The 17,694-nt window shown below is 67.1% G+C and carries 13 protein-coding genes; 8 read left to right on the forward strand and 5 right to left on the reverse strand.

Going from position 1 to position 17,694, the window contains the following annotated elements; genetic code table 11:
• Positions 1-239 precede the first annotated feature (239 nt).
• The 5 genes from J3367_RS20215 to J3367_RS20235 all read left to right on the forward strand — a co-directional run bounded on the left by J3367_RS20215 (position 240) and on the right by J3367_RS20235 (position 6,122).
• Positions 240-1,676 (forward strand): UbiA family prenyltransferase, encoded by a 1,437-nt coding sequence (locus J3367_RS20215; protein WP_421462439.1) that lies wholly within the window; start codon positions 240-242, stop codon positions 1,674-1,676.
• Positions 1,669-3,036 carry an FAD-binding oxidoreductase gene (locus J3367_RS20220; RefSeq protein WP_421462441.1) on the forward strand — a complete coding sequence of 456 codons (1,368 nt, stop codon included), beginning with the start codon at positions 1,669-1,671 and terminating at the stop codon, positions 3,034-3,036. The genes J3367_RS20215 and J3367_RS20220 overlap by 8 nt, the downstream gene beginning before the upstream one ends.
• A gap of 157 nt (positions 3,037-3,193) precedes the next feature.
• Positions 3,194-3,631, forward strand: coding sequence for an EamA family transporter (locus J3367_RS20225; RefSeq protein WP_421462443.1), 438 nt, complete (start codon positions 3,194-3,196; stop codon positions 3,629-3,631).
• The gene (locus J3367_RS20230) at positions 3,628-4,641 is read left to right on the forward strand and encodes an NAD-dependent epimerase/dehydratase family protein (protein WP_024351379.1); all 1,014 of its coding nucleotides are present in this window, start codon (positions 3,628-3,630) and stop codon (positions 4,639-4,641) included. The genes J3367_RS20225 and J3367_RS20230 overlap by 4 nt, the downstream gene beginning before the upstream one ends.
• 41 nt (positions 4,642-4,682) lie before the next feature.
• Entirely contained in the window at positions 4,683-6,122 is a 1,440-nt protein-coding gene (locus J3367_RS20235; RefSeq protein WP_421462481.1) for an aspartate aminotransferase family protein, read from the forward strand.
• A 170-nt stretch (positions 6,123-6,292) separates the two neighbouring features.
• On the opposite strand, the gene rsgA is transcribed toward J3367_RS20235, so the two are convergent.
• Together rsgA and J3367_RS20245 are read right to left on the reverse strand one after the other, a co-directional pair.
• A complete protein-coding gene (gene rsgA / locus J3367_RS20240; RefSeq protein ID WP_024351377.1) occupies positions 6,293-7,327 on the reverse strand; it encodes a ribosome small subunit-dependent GTPase A in 1,035 nt (344 codons plus the stop codon).
• A gap of 221 nt (positions 7,328-7,548) precedes the next feature.
• Positions 7,549-9,240 (reverse strand): hypothetical protein, encoded by a 1,692-nt coding sequence (locus tag J3367_RS20245; protein ID WP_421462445.1) that lies wholly within the window; start codon positions 9,238-9,240, stop codon positions 7,549-7,551.
• A gap of 259 nt (positions 9,241-9,499) precedes the next feature.
• Here J3367_RS20245 and J3367_RS20250 point away from each other — a divergent pair, with 259 nt between their 5' ends.
• The 3 genes from J3367_RS20250 (at position 9,500) to J3367_RS20260 (ending at position 13,610) form a co-directional block, all read left to right on the forward strand.
• The gene (locus J3367_RS20250) at positions 9,500-12,013 is read left to right on the forward strand and encodes a GcvT family protein (protein ID WP_024351375.1); all 2,514 of its coding nucleotides are present in this window, start codon (positions 9,500-9,502) and stop codon (positions 12,011-12,013) included.
• A gap of 96 nt (positions 12,014-12,109) precedes the next feature.
• Complete coding sequence (locus J3367_RS20255) at positions 12,110-12,637, forward strand: peroxiredoxin-like family protein (RefSeq protein WP_277024410.1); 528 nt, start codon at positions 12,110-12,112, stop codon at positions 12,635-12,637.
• Between the two features lie 79 nt (positions 12,638-12,716).
• Positions 12,717-13,610 carry a DUF1194 domain-containing protein gene (locus J3367_RS20260; protein WP_421462447.1) on the forward strand — a complete coding sequence of 298 codons (894 nt, stop codon included), beginning with the start codon at positions 12,717-12,719 and terminating at the stop codon, positions 13,608-13,610.
• Between the two features lie 36 nt (positions 13,611-13,646).
• On the opposite strand, the gene J3367_RS20265 is transcribed toward J3367_RS20260, so the two are convergent.
• The 3 genes from J3367_RS20265 to J3367_RS20275 all read right to left on the reverse strand — a co-directional run bounded on the left by J3367_RS20265 (position 13,647) and on the right by J3367_RS20275 (position 17,691).
• Complete coding sequence (locus J3367_RS20265; protein WP_230785383.1) at positions 13,647-14,585, reverse strand: GlxA family transcriptional regulator; 939 nt, start codon at positions 14,583-14,585, stop codon at positions 13,647-13,649.
• A 243-nt stretch (positions 14,586-14,828) separates the two neighbouring features.
• Complete coding sequence (locus J3367_RS20270; protein WP_228241586.1) at positions 14,829-15,194, reverse strand: DUF6481 family protein; 366 nt, start codon at positions 15,192-15,194, stop codon at positions 14,829-14,831.
• Positions 15,195-15,411: 217 nt separating this feature from the next.
• Positions 15,412-17,691: an ASKHA domain-containing protein gene (locus tag J3367_RS20275; RefSeq protein WP_421462450.1), complete on the reverse strand. Its 2,280-nt coding sequence runs from the start codon at positions 17,689-17,691 to the stop codon at positions 15,412-15,414.
• Positions 17,692-17,694: the final 3 nt, after the last annotated feature.

Below are 17,694 nucleotides of genomic sequence, written 5' to 3' on the forward strand. Positions count from 1 at the left end.
GCCGGCGAGGGCGGGGCGGAGGCATCGCGAGGCAGCGCGGGGCGTCTGCCCACGTGCTAAACCTGGCTTTGCCATGCGACCGCACACAATCTTTACGATCTCTTCACCACATCCGCAGCTTGCCCTTGATTTTCGGTCGGCGAAGACCGGAAATTCACCGGGCCGAAACTCGTCTGCGCCACAACCGACCTCCAGCTTCGCGATCTCCCGGCAGAGGAGACGGCAGGAGGAGCCAAGCGTTGGACGCCAGATCTCCGCAGACCGAGACGACGATCTTCGTCGATCTCGACGGCACGCTGATCCACAGCGATCTTCTCTGGGAAACCCTGTTCCTGGCGGCGCGCCAGAAGCCCCAGGTCATGCTGCAGGTGCCCGGCTGGATCGCCGCCGGCAAAGCGCGCCTGAAGGCCGAACTCGCCCACGCCGTCGATTTCGATCCGGCGTTGCTGCCCTATCGCGAGGAGGTCGTTGAACGGCTGCGGCGCGCGCGGGCCGATGGCCGCCGCATCGTGCTGGCCACCGGCGCCAACGAGAAACTTGCCCACGCTGTGGCCGATCATCTCGGACTGTTCGATGCGGTCATGTGCTCCTGTGACACGGTCAATCTAACCGCGCATCGCAAGCTCGACCGCATCCTCGACGAATGCGGCGAGGATGGCTTCGACTATGTCGGCAATTCCCACGAGGACATCTGCCTTCTGGACAAGGCGGCAGAGGCCTTGGTCGTGGCGCCGGACCGGGCCGCGGCGCGATGGCAGAAGCGCTCCGGCGCCGAACGGATCGACGATGCCGGCGGCCGGCTGCGCCCGGCGTTGAAGGCGATGCGGCCCCATCAATGGCTGAAGAACGTCCTGATCTTCGTGCCGATGGTCCTGACCCACGAATTCTTCAATATCGAGATGCTGGCCGGCGCCATGCTCGCCTTCATCAGCTTCTCCTTCGCCGCGTCGGCCGTCTACATCCTCAACGATCTCCTTGATCTGACCGCCGACCGCCGGCATCGCTCCAAGCGCAACCGGCCCTTTGCCAGCGGCGCGCTGGCGATCCCCACCGGCATCACGCTCGCGGCCGCCCTTCTCGGCACTTCGCTGGCTATCGGCTTGTTCCTGCCCGACTATTATCTGGTCGTGCTGGGGCTCTACCTTGTGACTACGACGGCCTATTCCGTCGCCCTGAAGCGCATGTTGCTGATCGACGTCCTGACGCTCGCCGGCCTCTACACCACACGCATCGTCGCAGGATCAGAAGCCTCTGGCGTAGAGACCTCGTTCTGGCTGCTCGCCTTCTCGCTGTTCTTCTTCCTGTCGCTGGCGCTGGTGAAGCGCTTCACCGAGCTGCAGGATTTCGGCATCGGCGCCGGGCGCGCGACGACCGGGCGCGGCTATGTCGACGCCGATCTGGAAACGCTCGGCCAGGCCGGCATGGCCTCGGGCTTCGCCTCGGTGCTGGTCCTCGCCCTCTATATCGACAGCATGGAGGGCGCCGAGCAATATACCGAGCCCTTCCTCGTCTGGCCGCTGTGCCCGCTGGTTCTCTACATCATCGTGCGGATCTGGATTCTCGCCCGCCGCAACCAGATGCACGAGGACCCGGTCGTCTTCATCATGAGCGACTGGCGCAGCCAGATGATGATCGCCGGCGGCGGCCTCCTGTTCCTGCTGGCCGCCATTGTCTGAGCCCCGCTACGAGAGCTGGGGACGGCCGGCCCACACGCCGCGCCGGGCGATCGCCGGTTGCGACCTGCCGCGATTGTCGCCTGCCGAGGCGCAAGGGCGGGCAGGGGGCGGCGACGGCACCTTCCTGCCCTTCGGCAATGGTCGCTCCTATGGCGACAGCTGCCATGACGATGCCGGCACGCTGATCGACAGCCGGCCGGGCGCCCGTATTCACGCCTTCGATCCACAGACCGGTCTCCTCACCGCCGATGCCGGCGTGCTGTTCAGCCAGATCACCCGTCATGTCGCGCAGGCCGGCTGGTTCCTGCCCGTGACGCCCGGCACCCAGTTCGTCACGCTGGGCGGCGCCATCGCCAACGACATCCACGGCAAGAACCACCATCGCCGCGGCACATTCGGCGCCTGGGTGGAATCGATCGTCCTCGACCGCTCCGACGCGGGGCGCCTGCACTGCAGCCGCGAAACCCATCCCGAACTCTTCGCCGCGACGATTTCCGGCATGGGTCTGACCGGGCTGATCCGCGAGGCGACGATCCGGCTTCTCAAGGTGCCGTCGCTGACGATCGCCGAAACGACGACCCGCTTCGACAGCCTGGCCGACTATTTCGAACTGGCCGAGGCGGCGGACGAGCGCCATGAATATGCCGTCGCCTGGATCGACTCGCTGGCCACAGGCCGGGCGCTGGGCCGCGGCCATCTGATCGCCGGCGACCATGCCCGCGATGGCGAGCGGACCGGCATGGCCCGCGCGCCGCTCGCGGCGGTGCCCATTACCCCGCCGATCAGCCCGCTGCGCGGCCTTGCGCTGCGCGCCTTCAACGAGGCCTATTATCGCAAGGCCCGCCCCGGCACGACGCAAAGATTGGTCTCCTTCGACCAGTTCTTCTATCCGCTGGACCGGGTGGGCAGGTGGAACCGGCTCTATGGCCCGCGCGGTCTGCACCAGCACCAGAGCGTCGTGCCGACGACCACGGGCCCGGATGCCGTGCGCGCTCTCATCGAATGCGCCCGCAGCCACAAGCAGGGCTCGTTCCTGACGGTGCTGAAACGGTTCGGCGACAGGCCGAGCCCCGGCCTCACCAGCTTTCCGCGGCCGGGCTACACGCTGACCCTCGACTTTCCCCATCGCGGCGAGATCACCCTGAGACTGCTCGCCGAGCTCGACCGGATCACCGTCGCAGCCGGCGGTGCAGTCAATCCCTACAAGGATGCCCGCATGTCGCCGGACACCTTCGCAGCAGGCTTTCCACGCTGGCGCGAACTGGAAGCGTTGCGCGACCCGGCCATCGTTTCCGATTTCTGGAAGCGGACGGCGCTGCGGCTCGACACGACATCAACGAAGACGCCCAAGCAACTGTAAAGCCGTCAGGTTGCGGCAAAGGGTTTGTTTACCGTGACATGAACCGTCGGTGGTCCGGCGGCGCGAATACGCCGATCTTAAAACATATCACACGGGTTTCCCTTAGATCAGCTTCAGCAGATCCGGCCGGTCCGGACGTTGGAACGAGGCAGTGCCGATGGCGAAATTCCTTCCCTTCATCCTGTTCACGGTGTTCACCAACGCCGCGGCGCAGGTGATGCTGAAATACGGCATGATGCAGCTCGGGCCGCTGAGCTTTGCCGGCGTCAACCCGATCCTGAAGATCCTGCAGATCGTGTTTAGCCCCTGGGTGTTCCTCGGGCTCTGCACCTTCGTGATCTCCATGGCCTCGCATCTCTACGTCCTGTCCAAGGTCGAACTGTCCTTCGCCTATCCCTTCCTGTCGTTGGCCTATGTGGCGGTGGCGGTCTTCGCCTATTTCGTCTTCCGCGAGGACCTCAACGCCCTGCGCATCGCCGGCATCGGCCTGATCTGCGTCGGCACGATCCTGATCGCCCAGGGCGGCACCACGATTCACGGCGAGGAGCCCGCGCTCGACATCGCCCAGGCTCCTGCAAACGAGGTTTCCCGATGAAGCACGTTCTCTTCGGCGGCGACGGTTTCGTCGGCCGCCACCTGGCCCAGAAGCTCGTCGCCGACGGCGAAAGCGTCCTCGTCGCCGACATCGTCAAGAGCGACCTGCCGCATTACGCCCAGTGCGAGTTCCTGCACACCGACGTCACCGATCCGGCCGCCGTGCGCGCCGTGCCGATCGCGGCGGACGACATGGTCTACAATCTGTCGGCCAAGATGCTGTCGCCGATCATGCCGCGGGCCAAGCGCCACGATTTCTTCTATCCAGTGAACTACCACGGCACCAAGCACATCATGGAAGCGGTGGGCGAGGCGGGCGCGACGAAGCTCGTCCACTTCACCACCGACATGATCTACGGTCACACCAAGGTCTATCCGATGACCGAGGAGCACCCGGTCTCGCCGCTCGGCGAATACGGCCAGTCCAAGCTCGACACCGAGCATCTGGCGGCTGAATGGCGCGAGCGCGGCATGGACATCACCCTGTTCCGGCCCCGGCTGATCATCGGGCCCGGCCGTCTCGGCATCCTTGAGAAGCTGTTCAAGCTGATCGACGCCAATCTGCCGGTGCCGATGATCGGCTCGGGCCGCAACCCGTATCAGTTCATCTCGGTCTTCGACTGCGCCGAGGCGGCGCGGCTGGCCTGGAAGGCGGGCGTGCCCAACGAGGCCTACAATCTCGGCTCCTTGAACCCGCCGCCGGTGAAGAAGCTGCTCGGCGACCTGGTGAAGCATGCCGGCTCGAAGTCGCTGCTGATCCCGACACCGGGCTGGGCCGTCAAGCGCACGCTCGACTTCCTTGATCTGATCAACATGCCGCTGATGGATCCCGAGCAGTATCTCATCGCCGACGAGATGTGCGTGCTGGACGTCGGCAAGGGCGAGCGCGATCTCGGCTGGGTGCCCCAGTACCGTGACGGAGACATGCTGATCGCCGCCTATTCCGAATATCGGGCCAAGCGCGAGGGCCAGGCCCCCGCCGCCGGTTCGTACCCGCAGCCGGCCGAGTGAGCCGACCCCTAGCGAGGAGAGACACGATGCTCGACCGTCCCATGGCTGCGAACCCCGACCTCGCCCCGACCCATCGTCGCGGACCGGCCAAGCCGAACCTCCTGACCGTCGAGGACGCCAAGGCGCTCGACGTCAAGACGATGGCGGACCTCTTCAAGGACTACATCAATCCCGGCCAGTTTCATTTCATGAAGCTGCTCGGCTTTCACAAGGTGAAGGTCGAACGCGCCGAGGGGATGTATTACATCGACCAGAACGGCCGGAAGATCCTCGATTTCTTCGGCGGTTTCGGCTCGCTGGCCTTCGGCCACAACCATCCGCGCATCATCGAGGCGCGTCAGCGCTTCCAGGACGAGCGCCGGCACGAGATCGCCATCGCCTTCCTGTCGCAATACGCCTCGGCGCTGGCCAAAAACCTGGCGGCCTGTTCGCCCGGCGATCTCGACATGGTCTTCCTCGGCTCCTCCGGGTCCGAAGCCATGGAAGCGGCGATCAAGGTCGCCGAGCGCGCCTCGGGCCGCAAGAACTGCAAGATCGTCCATGCCGAGAACTCCTTCCACGGCAAGACCAAGGGCGTCCTGTCGCTGACGGATTCGCCGCTCTATCAGGGTGAGTTCAAGCTCGTCGGCAACACCTGCAAGGTGCCCTTCGGCGATCTTGAGGCGCTCACCAACGCCATCCGCAGCGATCCGGAGATCGGCGTCGTGGTGCTGGAGACGGTGCAGGGCGGCGGCGGCATCATCACCGCCTCGACGGATTACTGGCAGGGCGTGCGCGCGCTTTGCGACAAGCACAACGTCCTGTGGGTGGCCGACGAGGTGCAGTGCGGCTACGGGCGCACCGGCCGCTTCTACGCCTTCGAGCATCATGGCGTGGTGCCGGACGTCACCGCGCTGGCCAAATCGCTGGGCGCCGGCAAGGCCGCCGTCGGGGCGATGATCGCCCGGCGCGAGGTCTACATGAAGGCCTATGGCACGCCGAAGACGGCGATGATCCATGCCCAGGCGACCTTCGGCGGCATTGGCGAGGCCTGCGTCAGCGCCATCGAGGGGCTCAATGTCCTCTATGACGACGATCTGATCGGCAATTCCGCCGAGGTCGGGGCGTATCTATTGGAGCGCCTGCAGGCGATCCAGGCGAAATACCCGTCCATCGTCAAGGACGTGCGCGGGCAGGGGCTGATGGTCGGTCTCGAGTTCCACGACTTCTCGCGGACCCTGCCGATGGCGCTGCGTCCGATGGTGGCGATCCTCGACGACAAGCTGAAGGGCTCGCTGTCGGGCTTCGTCGGCGCGCTCCTGCTGCGCGATCACGACGTGCTGGTGGCGTTTACCGAGTACAATCGCAACGTCATCCGGCTGGAGCCGCCGCTGATCTGCGACGAGGGCCATGTCGACCAGTTCTGCGACGCGCTCGACACGCTGCTGGGCCGCGGCATCGTCTCCATCGTCAAGGACTTCATCCGCTCCCAGATGAGCTGACCGCCGGGCAACCCGGGCGACAGACACGGCAAGGCCGGGCCCCCGCCCGGCCTTTTTGCGTTGTGGCGGCTGCACGTGTCGATGCGGGTTCAGGGTGCAAGGCCACCGACGGGCGCTATCGTCCCCTGGAGGCACCGCTCTCTCCCCGGATGGCTTCGCGCAACCTGATCCTAGCGCCTCTTGTTGCGCCTTCCGCCTGTGCCGCCGGCCCAAGGGGTCTTGGCGAGGTCGCTCTCGGCGTTCTCGTCCTGCAGCTTGCGCCAGCGCTCGAGCCGTTCTCGATCGATGGCTCCTGCGGCCACCGCCGCCTGGACGGCGCATCCCGGCTCATGCGCGTGCGTACAGTCGCGAAATCGGCACTGCGCCGCCTGTTCCGTGATCTCGGCGAACAAGATGTCGAGGCCGTCGGCGACGTCGCTGACCTGCAATGTCCGGATCCCCGGCGTGTCGATCACCCAGCCGCCGCCTGCAATCGGGTGAAGGGAGCGGGCCGTCGTGGTGTGACGTCCTTTCGCGTCGTCTTCCCGAATGGAGCCGGTCTCCTGCTGCGGTTCCTCGGTCACGCCGACAAGCGTGTTCACCAGGGTCGATTTGCCGACGCCGGACGAGCCGACCAGCGCGACCGTTTGCCCAGGCTTGCACCATTGCGCCAAGGAGGCTGTCGCATCGCTCGACTTTGGATTGACGATCACCACCTCGAGCCCGCGCTGCAGCGCGCGGGCCTGATGCTCGTATGAGTCGAGATCGTCTGTGAGATCGGCCTTCGTCAACAAGATGACCGGCTCCATTCCTGCCTGATTGGCCCAGGCAAGATAGCGTTCAAGCCGGGCTGGGCTGAAATCCATGTTGCAGGATGTCACGATGAACAGCGTGTCGATGTTGGCCCCGGCAAGCTGCGGAACCGTGCCGCCGGAAACGCGACGCTGGATGACGGAGCGTCGCTCGAGGCGGCGCTGGAGAAGGAGGGTGGCGGGGTGGATGAGAACGAAGTCGCCGACGGCGAAATCGCTCGTCGTGACGTCGGACGTCAGGACCGGTTCGACCGGCCCCTGTGGCGACAGGGCCGTGAGCCGCGAGCGGTGGACCCTCGCGATACGAACTGGCTCTAAACCCGCATCGTCCGGCGTGATCTGTTCGGCAAAGAACGAACTCCAGCCCAGGGCGGAAAGCAGCTCATGCTCTGCGGTTTCAGCTCGCGTGCTCAATGGGGCGTCCGATGAGAAAGGGCTGTCGCCATCTGCTCTCCAATATCGAGGCGGGGCTTCCCTGCCATCATGTCCTGTTCCTCAACGCTTGAAAGCGGCAGATCCGGAAGTCTTATCGAAACCCGTTCGGTCTCGATACAAGATCCCGTTCAACGCGCGATCGGGTGTGCTGCAGAACCACGTCCAGATCGCGGGCGGCGACCGCCGCGGCACTCCTGCCGCTACTGCGGTGGCAGCAGATCGTTGCGGACATAGGCGTCCCAGCAGGGCGAGAGCTGGATGCGGCTGTGGCCGGCCAGGCCCGGCGCGTAGAGGTCGCGCAGCAGGCGATTGGCCACGGTGACCGGGCAGAGCGGGTAGAGCAGCAGGTCCGTTTCCTTCACCGAGGCGAGCACCGCCGGGTCCGGGTCCGGCACTGCGCGGAACGGATCGGCGCCGATGGCGATGCCGCGCGGCGCCTGCCGGTCGAGAAGCCAGGGGAAGGGATTGACGAAATTCAGGTTCATGATCGTCTCGAAGCGCACGCCGCGTGCCGCTTCCAGCGCCTCGATCGCCTCGACCGCCTCCTCGACCCCCATGAGCCAGGTCAGGTGGAAATCCGGCTCGTTGTAGAGGGTGAAGCTTGGCAGCTGCTCCTCGTCCGCCAGATGGTCGAAGGCCTCGGGAAAGCGCTGGTAGGTGTCCAGCATCACCGTGGCGCGCCGGATCAGCTCCGGCCGCTGCGAGACGGCGGCGAGGGTGCCGAGGCGGGGCGCGTCGAGATCGACATAGGCGATCTGCCCGACAAGGGCGCGGGCACCGCGATGGATCACCTGCACGAAGGTCGGCAGGGCACTGGCGGCGACGAGGCTGAGGACCAGCGCCAGCCGCCATGTCGGCGCGCCGCCGGCCCGCACCAGAATGCGCAAGAGCACTGGCCAGACGAAGATGAAGGCAAGACCGCCGGTGTTCTGGGTTTCCACGAACAGCGCCGCGAAGCTCACCACGCCGAGCCAGAAGACGTCGCGGTCGATGAGCGCCGCCAGAGCGGCGACGCGCCGCGAGCGGACAAGCGTGGTCGTTGCTTGCAGAATGTCGGGCAGCCCGATCAGAGCGAGCGCGGCGATCAGGATCGCCAGCGGGCCGAAGGCCATGAAATGGATCGAGGCCGCCTGCAGGAAGCGCGGCAGGATGCTGCCTTCGTTGAGCGCCACCAGCGCGGCGATATCGCCGACATAGGCGCTGACGACGCCGGTCGTCAGTTCCAGGAGCGCCAGCGCGGCGAGGAAGCCGACAAGCGCCCCGATCGCCGTGCGCAGGGACACGCGTCCGGCGGCGAAGGCGAAGGCGCAGATCAGCGCGCCGCCGGCAAAACCGGTGATCTTGACGAGAAACAGCGCCAGCATCGTGCCGGCGATCGTCGCCAGCACCGTTATGCGGCCCCGGGCGAAGACCAGCCCGGCCGTCAGCACGTAGAGCAGCAGGCACATCTGCCGGTTGTAAATGCCGAAGCCGTCCACACCGGGAAAGCTGTAATAGGTCTCGACATTGATCGGCAGGATCTGGAAGACCAGGAACGGCGCAAGGAGCGCCAGCGCGACGAGCCGCGAACGGCGGTCGATATCGACCAGCACCAGCGCCAGCAGCGGCGCGGTGACCGCCATGAGCGACCATTGCGCGATCAGCAGCGGCTGGCCGTCGGGAAACAGCCCCACGAACAGGGCGAAGAGCCAGTAGCCCAGCGGCCCGACCGGCGTAAAGAAGTCGACGCCGGGAAGCTGGCCGCTCCAGATGCGGTTCGCCGCGTCGAAATAGATGAACAGGTCCCAGTAGAAGGCGCCGATCGGCAGCGTCAGCTTCAGGGTGAGAAGCGCGGCGAGGACGGCGCAGACCAGCGCGAGCAGAAGAAGCGGCGAGGTGAGGGCGGATTTCACCGTTCCGGCATCCTGTCGGTCAACGGAGGAAATGAGCGTCACGGATCCGTCCCATCGCGATCTGTCTCGGAACGGCATCCTCCCCGAACATGGTTAACAAAACCCTCCCGGCAGGTTGGTCCGGTGGCGGTCCCGGTCGGCCGGCAGCCAGGCTGCGCCGTTCGCCCGACAGCCGATGTCGCAAAGAGACTGCGTGTGCGCCAACCGCTCCACTAGGCTCGACACGCCGCTACGGCAGTCTGGCAGACGAGGGGTGGTCATGCAGGATCGGGCGCGGGCAGTGGTCATCGGCGGCGGCGTGGTCGGCGTGTCGACGCTCTATCATCTGGCCCGCAAGGGCTGGACCGACAGCGTCCTGATCGAGCGTCGCGAACTGACTTCCGGCTCCACCTGGCACGCCGCCGGCCTGCTGCCGCTGTTCAACATGAGCTATGCCGTCGGCCAGCTGCACCGCTATTCCGTGCGCTTCTATCGCAAGCTGCAGGAAGAAACCGGCATGAATGTCGGCTTCTCGAACGTCACCAATATCCGGCTGGCGCGCACCAGGGACCGCTGGGACGAGTACATGTACTATGCCGGCGTCGCCGAGACGATCGGTGTGCCGGTCAGGCTGCTGACGCCCGCAGAGCTGAAGGAGATCTGGCCGCTCTGCGAGACCGACGGCATTCTCGGCGCGATCCAGCATCCCGAGGACGGCTATATTCAGCCCGCCGACCTGACCCAGGCGCTGGCCCGCGGCGCCCGCGACCGCGGCGCCACCATCCACCGCAACACCACCGTCAGCGCCATCGAGCAGCTCGCCTCCGGCGAGTGGAAGATCGTCACCGACAAGGGCGAGATCGTCTGCGACCACGTCATCTCGGCCAGCGGCAATTTCGCCCGGCGGACGGGGCGCATGGTCGGGCTGGACGTGCCGGTGATCCCGGTCGAGCACCAGTACATCGTCACCGAACCGCATCCGGCGATCGTCGAGCGCCGCCGCCAGGGCCTGCCGGAAATGGGAGTGCTGCGGGAAAGCGATTCCTCCTGGTACATGCGCGAGGAGAATGGCGGCCTGCTGCTCGGCCCCTACGAGATCGGCGCGCCCTGCTGCTATCTCGACGGGCCGGACGCCGACAGCGAATACGAGCTCTTCCAGGAGGATCTCGACCGGCTGATGCCGCATATCGAGGCCGCCATCGCCCGCGTGCCGGCCTTTGGTGAGGTCGGCATCAAGAAGGTCTATAACGGCGCCATCGCCTATACGCCCGATGGCTCGCCCATTGTCGGTCCGGCGCCGAACCGCACCAATTTCTGGCTCAACGAGGGCCATTCCTTCGGCATCACCGCGGCCGGCGGGGCGGGCTGGCAGCTCGCCGAATGGATCGTCGACGGCGAACCCACCGTGGATTTGGCCGGCGTCGATCCGCGCCGCTTCGGCCCCTATGCCGGCGAAGGCTATCTGCGCGCCAAGAACGAGGAGGCCTATGCCAACGTCTTCTCGGTGCATTATCCCGACGAGGAACGCGCCGCCGCCCGGCCGCTGAAAACCTCGCCGTCCTATGAGCGGCAGAAGGTGCTCGGTGCCGTTTTCGGCTCCGTCTATGGCTGGGAACGGGCCAACTGGTTCGCCCCCGACGGCTATGCGGTGCCCGAGGCAGAGCTCGATGTCGGCGCCGACGTCCTGATGAAGCACAATCATGCGCCGGCCGATCACACCGGCCGCATCCGCGAGCGCTGGTCCTTCCGCCGCTCCAACTATTTCGAGCATGTTGGCGCCGAGGTGCGGGCGGTCCACGAGGCTGTCGGCCTCCTCGACATGACGCCCTTCGCCAAGGCCTATGTCAGCGGGCCGGGCGCCGCCGCCTGGCTCGACGGGCTCCTTGCCAACCGCATTCCGAAAACGCCGGGCCGCGTGGCGCTCTGCCATCTCCTGACCCCGGCAGGCGGCGTGCGCTCGGAGTTCACCGTCTACAAGGCCGGCGCGGAGAGCTACTATCTGGTCTCCGGCGGCGCCTATGAGGGCATCGACCATGACATCCTGCAGAAGGCGCTGCCGGGCGACGTCAGCGTGGCGATGCATCCAGTGACCCATGCGCTCGGCGTCCTCGTGGTCGTCGGCCCGAAATCACGCGAGGTGCTGGCGAAGCTCACCCGCACGGACCTCTCCAACGCGGCGTTTCCCTGGCTGACCGGACAGCGCCTGTCGGTCGGTCCGGTGGCCTGCACCGCCCTGCGGGTCAATTTCGTCGGCGAACTCGGCTGGGAGCTGCATCACCCGATCGAGATGCAGAACGCGCTCTACGACCTCTTGATGGAGGCCGGGGCCGAATTCGGCATCCGCCCCTTCGGTATTCGCGCCATGGGGGCGATGGCGCTGGAGAAGTCCTACCGCCAGATCCCGCGCGAACTGTCGATCGAATACAATGCCTTCGAGTCGGGCCTTGAGAGGTTCGTTCATCCCAGCAAGGGCGATTTCATTGGCCGGGACGCCGTGGTGGCGGCCCGCGAGAACGGCCTGCGCTGGCAGTTCGCGACCCTCGAGGTGCACGGCGTGACCGACGCCGACGCCCGCGGCTCCGAACCGGTCTATGCCGACGGCGTGTTGGTCGGCCGCGCCACCAATGGCGGCTTCGGCTGGCGGGTCGGCAAGAGCCTTGCCCTGGCGATGCTCGATCCGGCCCATGCCGGCGAGGGGACGCGGCTGACGATCCGCATCCTCGGCACGCTCCACGACGCTACGGTGATCGGCGAAAGTCCCTTCGACCCGGAGAATGTCCGTCTGCGCGGCTGACATGGAACGGGCCGTCCGGCCGCCCGTTGCTGGCGCAGCTTCCGCCGCCCGCGCAATGCCGCCGGCGGCGTTTTTCATCATCGAAAGGACGATTCCATGCCCCATACGACGCCCATGCCCGGCGACAAGGCACCGGCCCTCAAGGTCGCAACGAGCGACGGCGGCCAGCTCGATCTGGCAAACGACAATCCCGAGAACTTCTCGCTGGTCTTCTTCTATCGCGGCGTTCACTGCCCGATCTGCAAGAAGCAGATCGGCGAGTTGGCGAAGCGTCGCGAGGAATTCCGCGCCAAGGGCTTCAACGTCCATGCCGTCTCGATGGATGACGAGACCCGCATGCAGCGCCAGCAGGCCGAATGGGACCTCGACGGCATGCCGGTGGGCTACGGCCTCAGCGAGGAGAGCGCCCGCGAATGGGGCCTCTACATCTCCTCCAAGGCGCAGGATTCCGAGCCGGCGCGCTTTGCCGAGCCGGGTCTCGTAGCGGTTCGCCCGGATGGCACGATCTACGCCATATGGCTGCAGACGGTGCCCTTCACGCGGCCGAGCCTCGACGATCTCCTCGGCGGGCTGAGCTTCGTCGTCGACAAGGGCTACCCGACCCGCGGTGAACTCGCGGCCTGATTGGCCTCGCTGGAAGGCGAGGGCCGAGGTGACGCCTTTGTGAATTGCGCGGCCGGCCATCCGGCGTGACGCTTCCATAATGGGACATCGCACCCTGATCCTTGCCTTCCTGTCGGCGGCGCTGGCGCTTCTGCCGGCGCTGACCGGACATGCGGCGGCCGGCGCACAGCAGCGCGGCCTGCGCGATCTCGGTTCCGACCTCGGAGCCAACCCCGACGACGGCATCAGGGTCGACGCCGAGCTGGTTCTCGCCGTCGACGTCTCCTGGTCGATGGATCGCGGCGAACAGGAGATCCAGCGGGCCGGCTATGCCGCCGCCTTTCGCAGCGAGGACGTGCAGAAGGCGATCCTCGGCGGGCCGCATGGCCGCGTCGCCGTCGCCTATATCGAATGGGCCGGCACCCTGTCGCAGGCGGTCGTGGTGTCCTGGACGCTGATCGATTCCCGCGAGGCGGCTGACGGCTTCGCCTATCGCCTGCAGACGGAGGAGCCGGATCGCGAACGGCGCACCTCGATCTCCTCGGCCATCGACTATGCCGCAACCCTCTTCGACGACAATGGCTATGCCGGCCTGCGGCGGGTCATCGACATTTCCGGCGACGGGCCGAACAACCAGGGCCGCATGGTCACTGAAGCGCGCGACGCGGCGGTCGCCCGCGGCATCGTCATCAACGGGCTGCCGCTGATGACCACCGGCGGCTTCAGTTCATGGGGCTCGATCCCCGATCTCGACCGCTACTACGCCGATTGCGTCATCGGCGGCCCCGGCGCGTTCATGATTCCGGTCAACGAATGGGACCAGTTTCCCGCCGCGGTCCGCCGCAAGCTGGTGATGGAACTGGCCGATGCCTGGCCCGATCCGGCCCCGCAGGCGCCTGCCGTGGTGCCGGTGCAGGAGACGGCCAGCAGCGACTGCCTGATCGGCGAGCGTCAGTGGCAGGAGCGGCAGCGCCGCTGGATGGAGGATTTCTAGCTTCGCGCTTCCGAGAGGCCCGCGACACGCCGCCCGTCAGGCCGGGGCGAGGACCGAACGCGTGGCGCGCTCCTGCTGGGGCGAGCGCGAATAGAGTTCGCGGTAGCATTTGGAAAAATGCGAGGCCGAGACGAAGCCGCTGGCGACCGCGATCTCGACGATCGGCAATTGCGACTGCAGCAGCAGGTGCCGCGCCCGGTCGAGCCGGATCTCCAGATAGTAGCGCGCCGGCGAGCGGCCCATCTCCCGGTGGAACAGCCGCTCCACCTGGCGGCGCGACAGGCCGACATCCTCGGCGATCTCGACCAGCGATAGCGGGTCGGCGAGATTGGCCTCCATGATCTCGATCACCCGCAGCACTTTGGAGTGCTGCACGCCGAGCCGGGCGCGCAGCGGCAGGCGCTGGCGATCCTGTGAACTGCGGACCCGGTCGGTCAAAGCCTGCTCGCAGACCCGGTTCACCACGTCCTCGCCGAGATCCTCGCCGATCAGCGTCAGCATCATGTCGAGGGCGGCGGTGCCGCCGGCGCAGGTGTAGATGTTGTGGTCGATCTCGTAGAGATCGGCATAGGCGTCGACCCGCGGGAAGGCCTCGGAGAAGCCGGGCAGGTTTTCCCAATGGATGGCGCAGCGCCGGTCCGCCAGAAGCCCGGCGCGGGCGAGAATCCACGCCCCGGTGCACAGGCCGCCGACGCTGATGCCGCGCTGGTGGCTCTCGCGCAGATAGGAGAAGCTGGTCTTGTCGGTGAAATCCTCGACGAAGACGCCGGAACAGGCAAAGACCATCGAGGGCCGGTGCTCGGACGGCAGCGCCTTGCGCTCGGCTTCCACCGAACTGGTGACGGCCACTTCGACGCCGTTGGAGGCGCGGACCGGCTGGCCGTTCGGCGAGGCGAGGCGCCAGCGATAGATTTCGCGGCCGACGACGCGATTGGCGATCCGCAACGGCTCGATGGCGGTCGCGAAGGCGATCATCGAGAAATTCGGAACGAGCAGGAAGACGATGGTCCGCTTCGGGCCGGAGCCCGGGCCCTCGCTCGCGCCGGGCCGGGGCTTCTCGATCAGGCCACCCGCATTTCCTGGACCCATACCGCCCGCTCCGCATCAAGGGCCATTCACGCATCGCGTGCGCGGCCCAAGGTGGAGTGGAATGACGGGTTTCGCAAGCCGGGAACGGCCGCCGATGTCAGACAGTCGGCGGCAATCGGCGGGTGCGAATTACTTCTTGCCCTTGCGCGCCTTGCGGGCGGCGTAGCGGGCGTCGCGCTCGGCCTTCTTGGCGGCCTCGTCGGCGACCATCTGCGCCAGCGGCCGGTTCTTCTCGGCCTTGCGGGCCTCTTCCTCGGCGAGCCGCTCGGCTTCCGCCTCGGCGTCGCGCTCGGCTTTCTCGCGGGCCTTCACCTCGTCCTCGGCGCGCTTCTTGGCGAGGCGCTCCTCACGGGCCGCTGCGATCTCCGCGCGTTCCTGCCGGGCCTTTTCGGCCTCGGGGCTGTCCAGCCGCTCCTTGGCCTTCTGCAGCAGCGCCATCTTGGCGTCGCGGGCCGCATTACGGCGTTCGGCGAAATCGGTATCCTTGGGCTTCAAATCATCACCAGTGGTCGTCGGTACGGCGCCGCGCAATGCCTGCGCGGATTTCGGGGTCGCCTGTCATCGCTATGGATGCTGTTGGATAGGCCTCCGAGCGTCCCGGCGCAACGGTTGGCGGGCAAAACTTCGGTCGTTTCTCGCCGATGCGGCGGAAATTCGCGGCCTGACGGGCCGAATCTGCAGCCGGTGTTGCAAAGCACCGCCGCGTTCGCGCTCACGCCTGGCGTTCGCGCGCCCGCGATCCGGCCCGGCGCCGGCGCCCGTCGCCGACGGGAGTACCGCCAGTGTCTGGGCGATTTGCAACGACACTGCCGTCCGCGCTGCGATTGGGCAGCGGCTGCACCCGGCAGAGCTCGGGATAGGCGTCGAGCTTGTTGGGAAACGCCATGGCGGCGACGAAATGGCGCTGGAAATCGGGCTCCAGCGCGGTCTCGATCTTGGCGATGCGGGTGACCGTCGCCTCGATCTCGCGGCGATAGGCCCGGTTGAGCAGCGCCATGCGGGCGCCGGCGCCCGCCGCGTTGCCGATGGAGCCGCATTTGGCCAGGTCGCAATCGGGCACGAGGCCCAGGATCATCGCATAGCGCGGCTCGATGAAGGAGCCGAAGGCGCCGGCCAGCGCGATCCGGTCGATGCGGATCGGCGCCGTCGTCGCGGATGTCTCGGGCACGGGGAGGGGCGGCGGCAGCGGGACGGCCGGTTCGGTGGCCCGGCCGGCCTGCGTGGCAAACAGCGCGTCGGCGAGGGCCGGGGCCTCGGCCGGGTCGAGGTCGAGCGGCAGATCGTCCGGCACTGCGGCGGGTGCGGGGGGCGGGGCCGGGACGGCCGGTGCAGGCGGAACCGCGAACCGGTCCATCAGCAGCTTGATGCCGGCATAGAGGGCCGCCTTGCCGAGCTGGATGGCGCGGATGTCTGTCTGCAGGACGCGGATTGTCTGGACCGCCGTCTCGTGCAGCACATAGGCGAAGGTGCGGCCTTCCTGCACGATCCGCGGCGACCGCGCGGCGGCCGCGCCGTCGATGACGCCGTCTTCGGTAACGATCCCGGCAAGGAACATCTCGGCGATGACCTCGATGATACCCGATCCGCAAATGCCGGTGACGCCCACGGCTCGCGCGGCCTCGGCGAAGCCCGCCTCGTGCGACCATGTTTCGACGCCGATCACCTTGAAGCGCGGCTCCAGCGTCTCGGGATCGATCCGCACGCGCTCGATCGCGCCGGGTGCCGCGCGCTGGCCGCTGGAGATCTCGGCCCCCTCGAAGGCCGGGCCGGTGGGCGAGGAGGCGGCAAGCAGCCGGCTGCGGTTGCCTAGGACGATCTCGGCATTGGTGCCCACATCGACGATCAGCATGGTCTCGTCCTGGCGGTGCGGCCCTTCCGACAGGGTCACGGCGGCCGCATCGGCGCCGACATGGCCGGCGATGCAGGGGAGCAGATAGGCGCGCGCCGCCGGATGCAGGGTCAGGTCGAGATCGCTGGCCGGCACGGCGACGGCGCCCGAGACCGCCAGCGCGAAGGGCGCCTGGCCGAGCTCGGTCGGGTCGATGCCGAGAAACAGATGATGCATGATCGGATTGCCGACGAAGACGCAGTCCATGATGTCGGCGGTGGCGATGCGTGCCTCCGCCGCGACCTCTTCGATCAGCGCCTGGATCGCGGCGCGGACTGCCACGGTCATCTGCGGCCGGCCCTGCGGGTTCATCATCACGTAGGACACCCGGCTCATCAGGTCCTCGCCGAAGCGGATCTGCGGATTGGGCGCCCCGGCCGAGGCGATGGTCGCGCCGGACAGCAGCGAGGAGAGATGCAGCGCGATGGTCGTCGAGCCGATGTCGACCGCGATGCCATAGGCCTCGTTCTTCAGGCCCGGATAGAGTCCCATGAGGCGCGGACGCTCGTCGTCCCGGTCCAGCGCGATGGCGCAGGTCACCTTCCAGCCGCCGCGGCGCAGGATCGCCTGCACCTCGGGCAGGATCGCCGGATCGACGATCGGCGCCGCCACGTCCCAGTCCCGTTCCAGCGCCGCGAAGATCCGGTCGAGATCGCCGAGCGGCGCATGCATGTCGGGCTCGGCCACCTCGACATAGAGCAGGCGAATGGCCGGATCGCGGGCAATGTCGCGGGTGTCGACCGCCTTGCGCACGACGGCGGAATTGATCGCCATACCGGTGGGCAGGTCGACGACGAGGTCGCCCTCGATGGTCGCCGAGCAGGACAGGCGCCGGCCCGCCGGGAAGGGCCGCTTGGCGGCGTAGCGCGCTTCCTTGGCCGACCAGGCGGAGAGATGGTCGGCGGCCGAGACGATCTTGTGCTTGGCGAAGACGCCTTCGGCGATCTCGATCTGGCAGCGCCCGCAGATGCCGCGTCCGCCGCAGACGCTTTCCACATAGACCCCGAGCGTTCGCGCCGCCTCGATGACGGGCGTGCCGCGGGGAAAGCGGCCGCGCCGGCCGGACGGCATGAACAGGACGAGGGGATCGGCGCCGGTGGTCATCGG

Origin of the sequence: Aurantimonas sp. NFXS3 (assembly GCF_049132005.1) — a bacterium.
Classification (GTDB): domain Bacteria; phylum Pseudomonadota; class Alphaproteobacteria; order Rhizobiales; family Rhizobiaceae; genus Aurantimonas; species Aurantimonas coralicida.

Coding starts and splice junctions, on each gene's coding strand:
- J3367_RS20225 (WP_421462443.1), top strand. CDS start 3,194: ATGGCGAAATTCCTTCCCTTCATCCTGTTCACGGTGTTCACCAACGCC.
- J3367_RS20230 (WP_024351379.1), top strand. CDS start 3,628: ATGAAGCACGTTCTCTTCGGCGGCGACGGTTTCGTCGGCCGCCACCTG.
- J3367_RS20235 (WP_421462481.1), top strand. CDS start 4,683: ATGGCTGCGAACCCCGACCTCGCCCCGACCCATCGTCGCGGACCGGCC.
- J3367_RS20250 (WP_024351375.1), top strand. CDS start 9,500: ATGCAGGATCGGGCGCGGGCAGTGGTCATCGGCGGCGGCGTGGTCGGC.
- J3367_RS20255 (WP_277024410.1), top strand. CDS start 12,110: ATGCCCCATACGACGCCCATGCCCGGCGACAAGGCACCGGCCCTCAAG.
- J3367_RS20260 (WP_421462447.1), top strand. CDS start 12,717: ATGGGACATCGCACCCTGATCCTTGCCTTCCTGTCGGCGGCGCTGGCG.
- J3367_RS20265 (WP_230785383.1), bottom strand. CDS start 14,585: ATGATCGCCTTCGCGACCGCCATCGAGCCGTTGCGGATCGCCAATCGC.
- J3367_RS20275 (WP_421462450.1), bottom strand. CDS start 17,691: ATGACCACCGGCGCCGATCCCCTCGTCCTGTTCATGCCGTCCGGCCGG.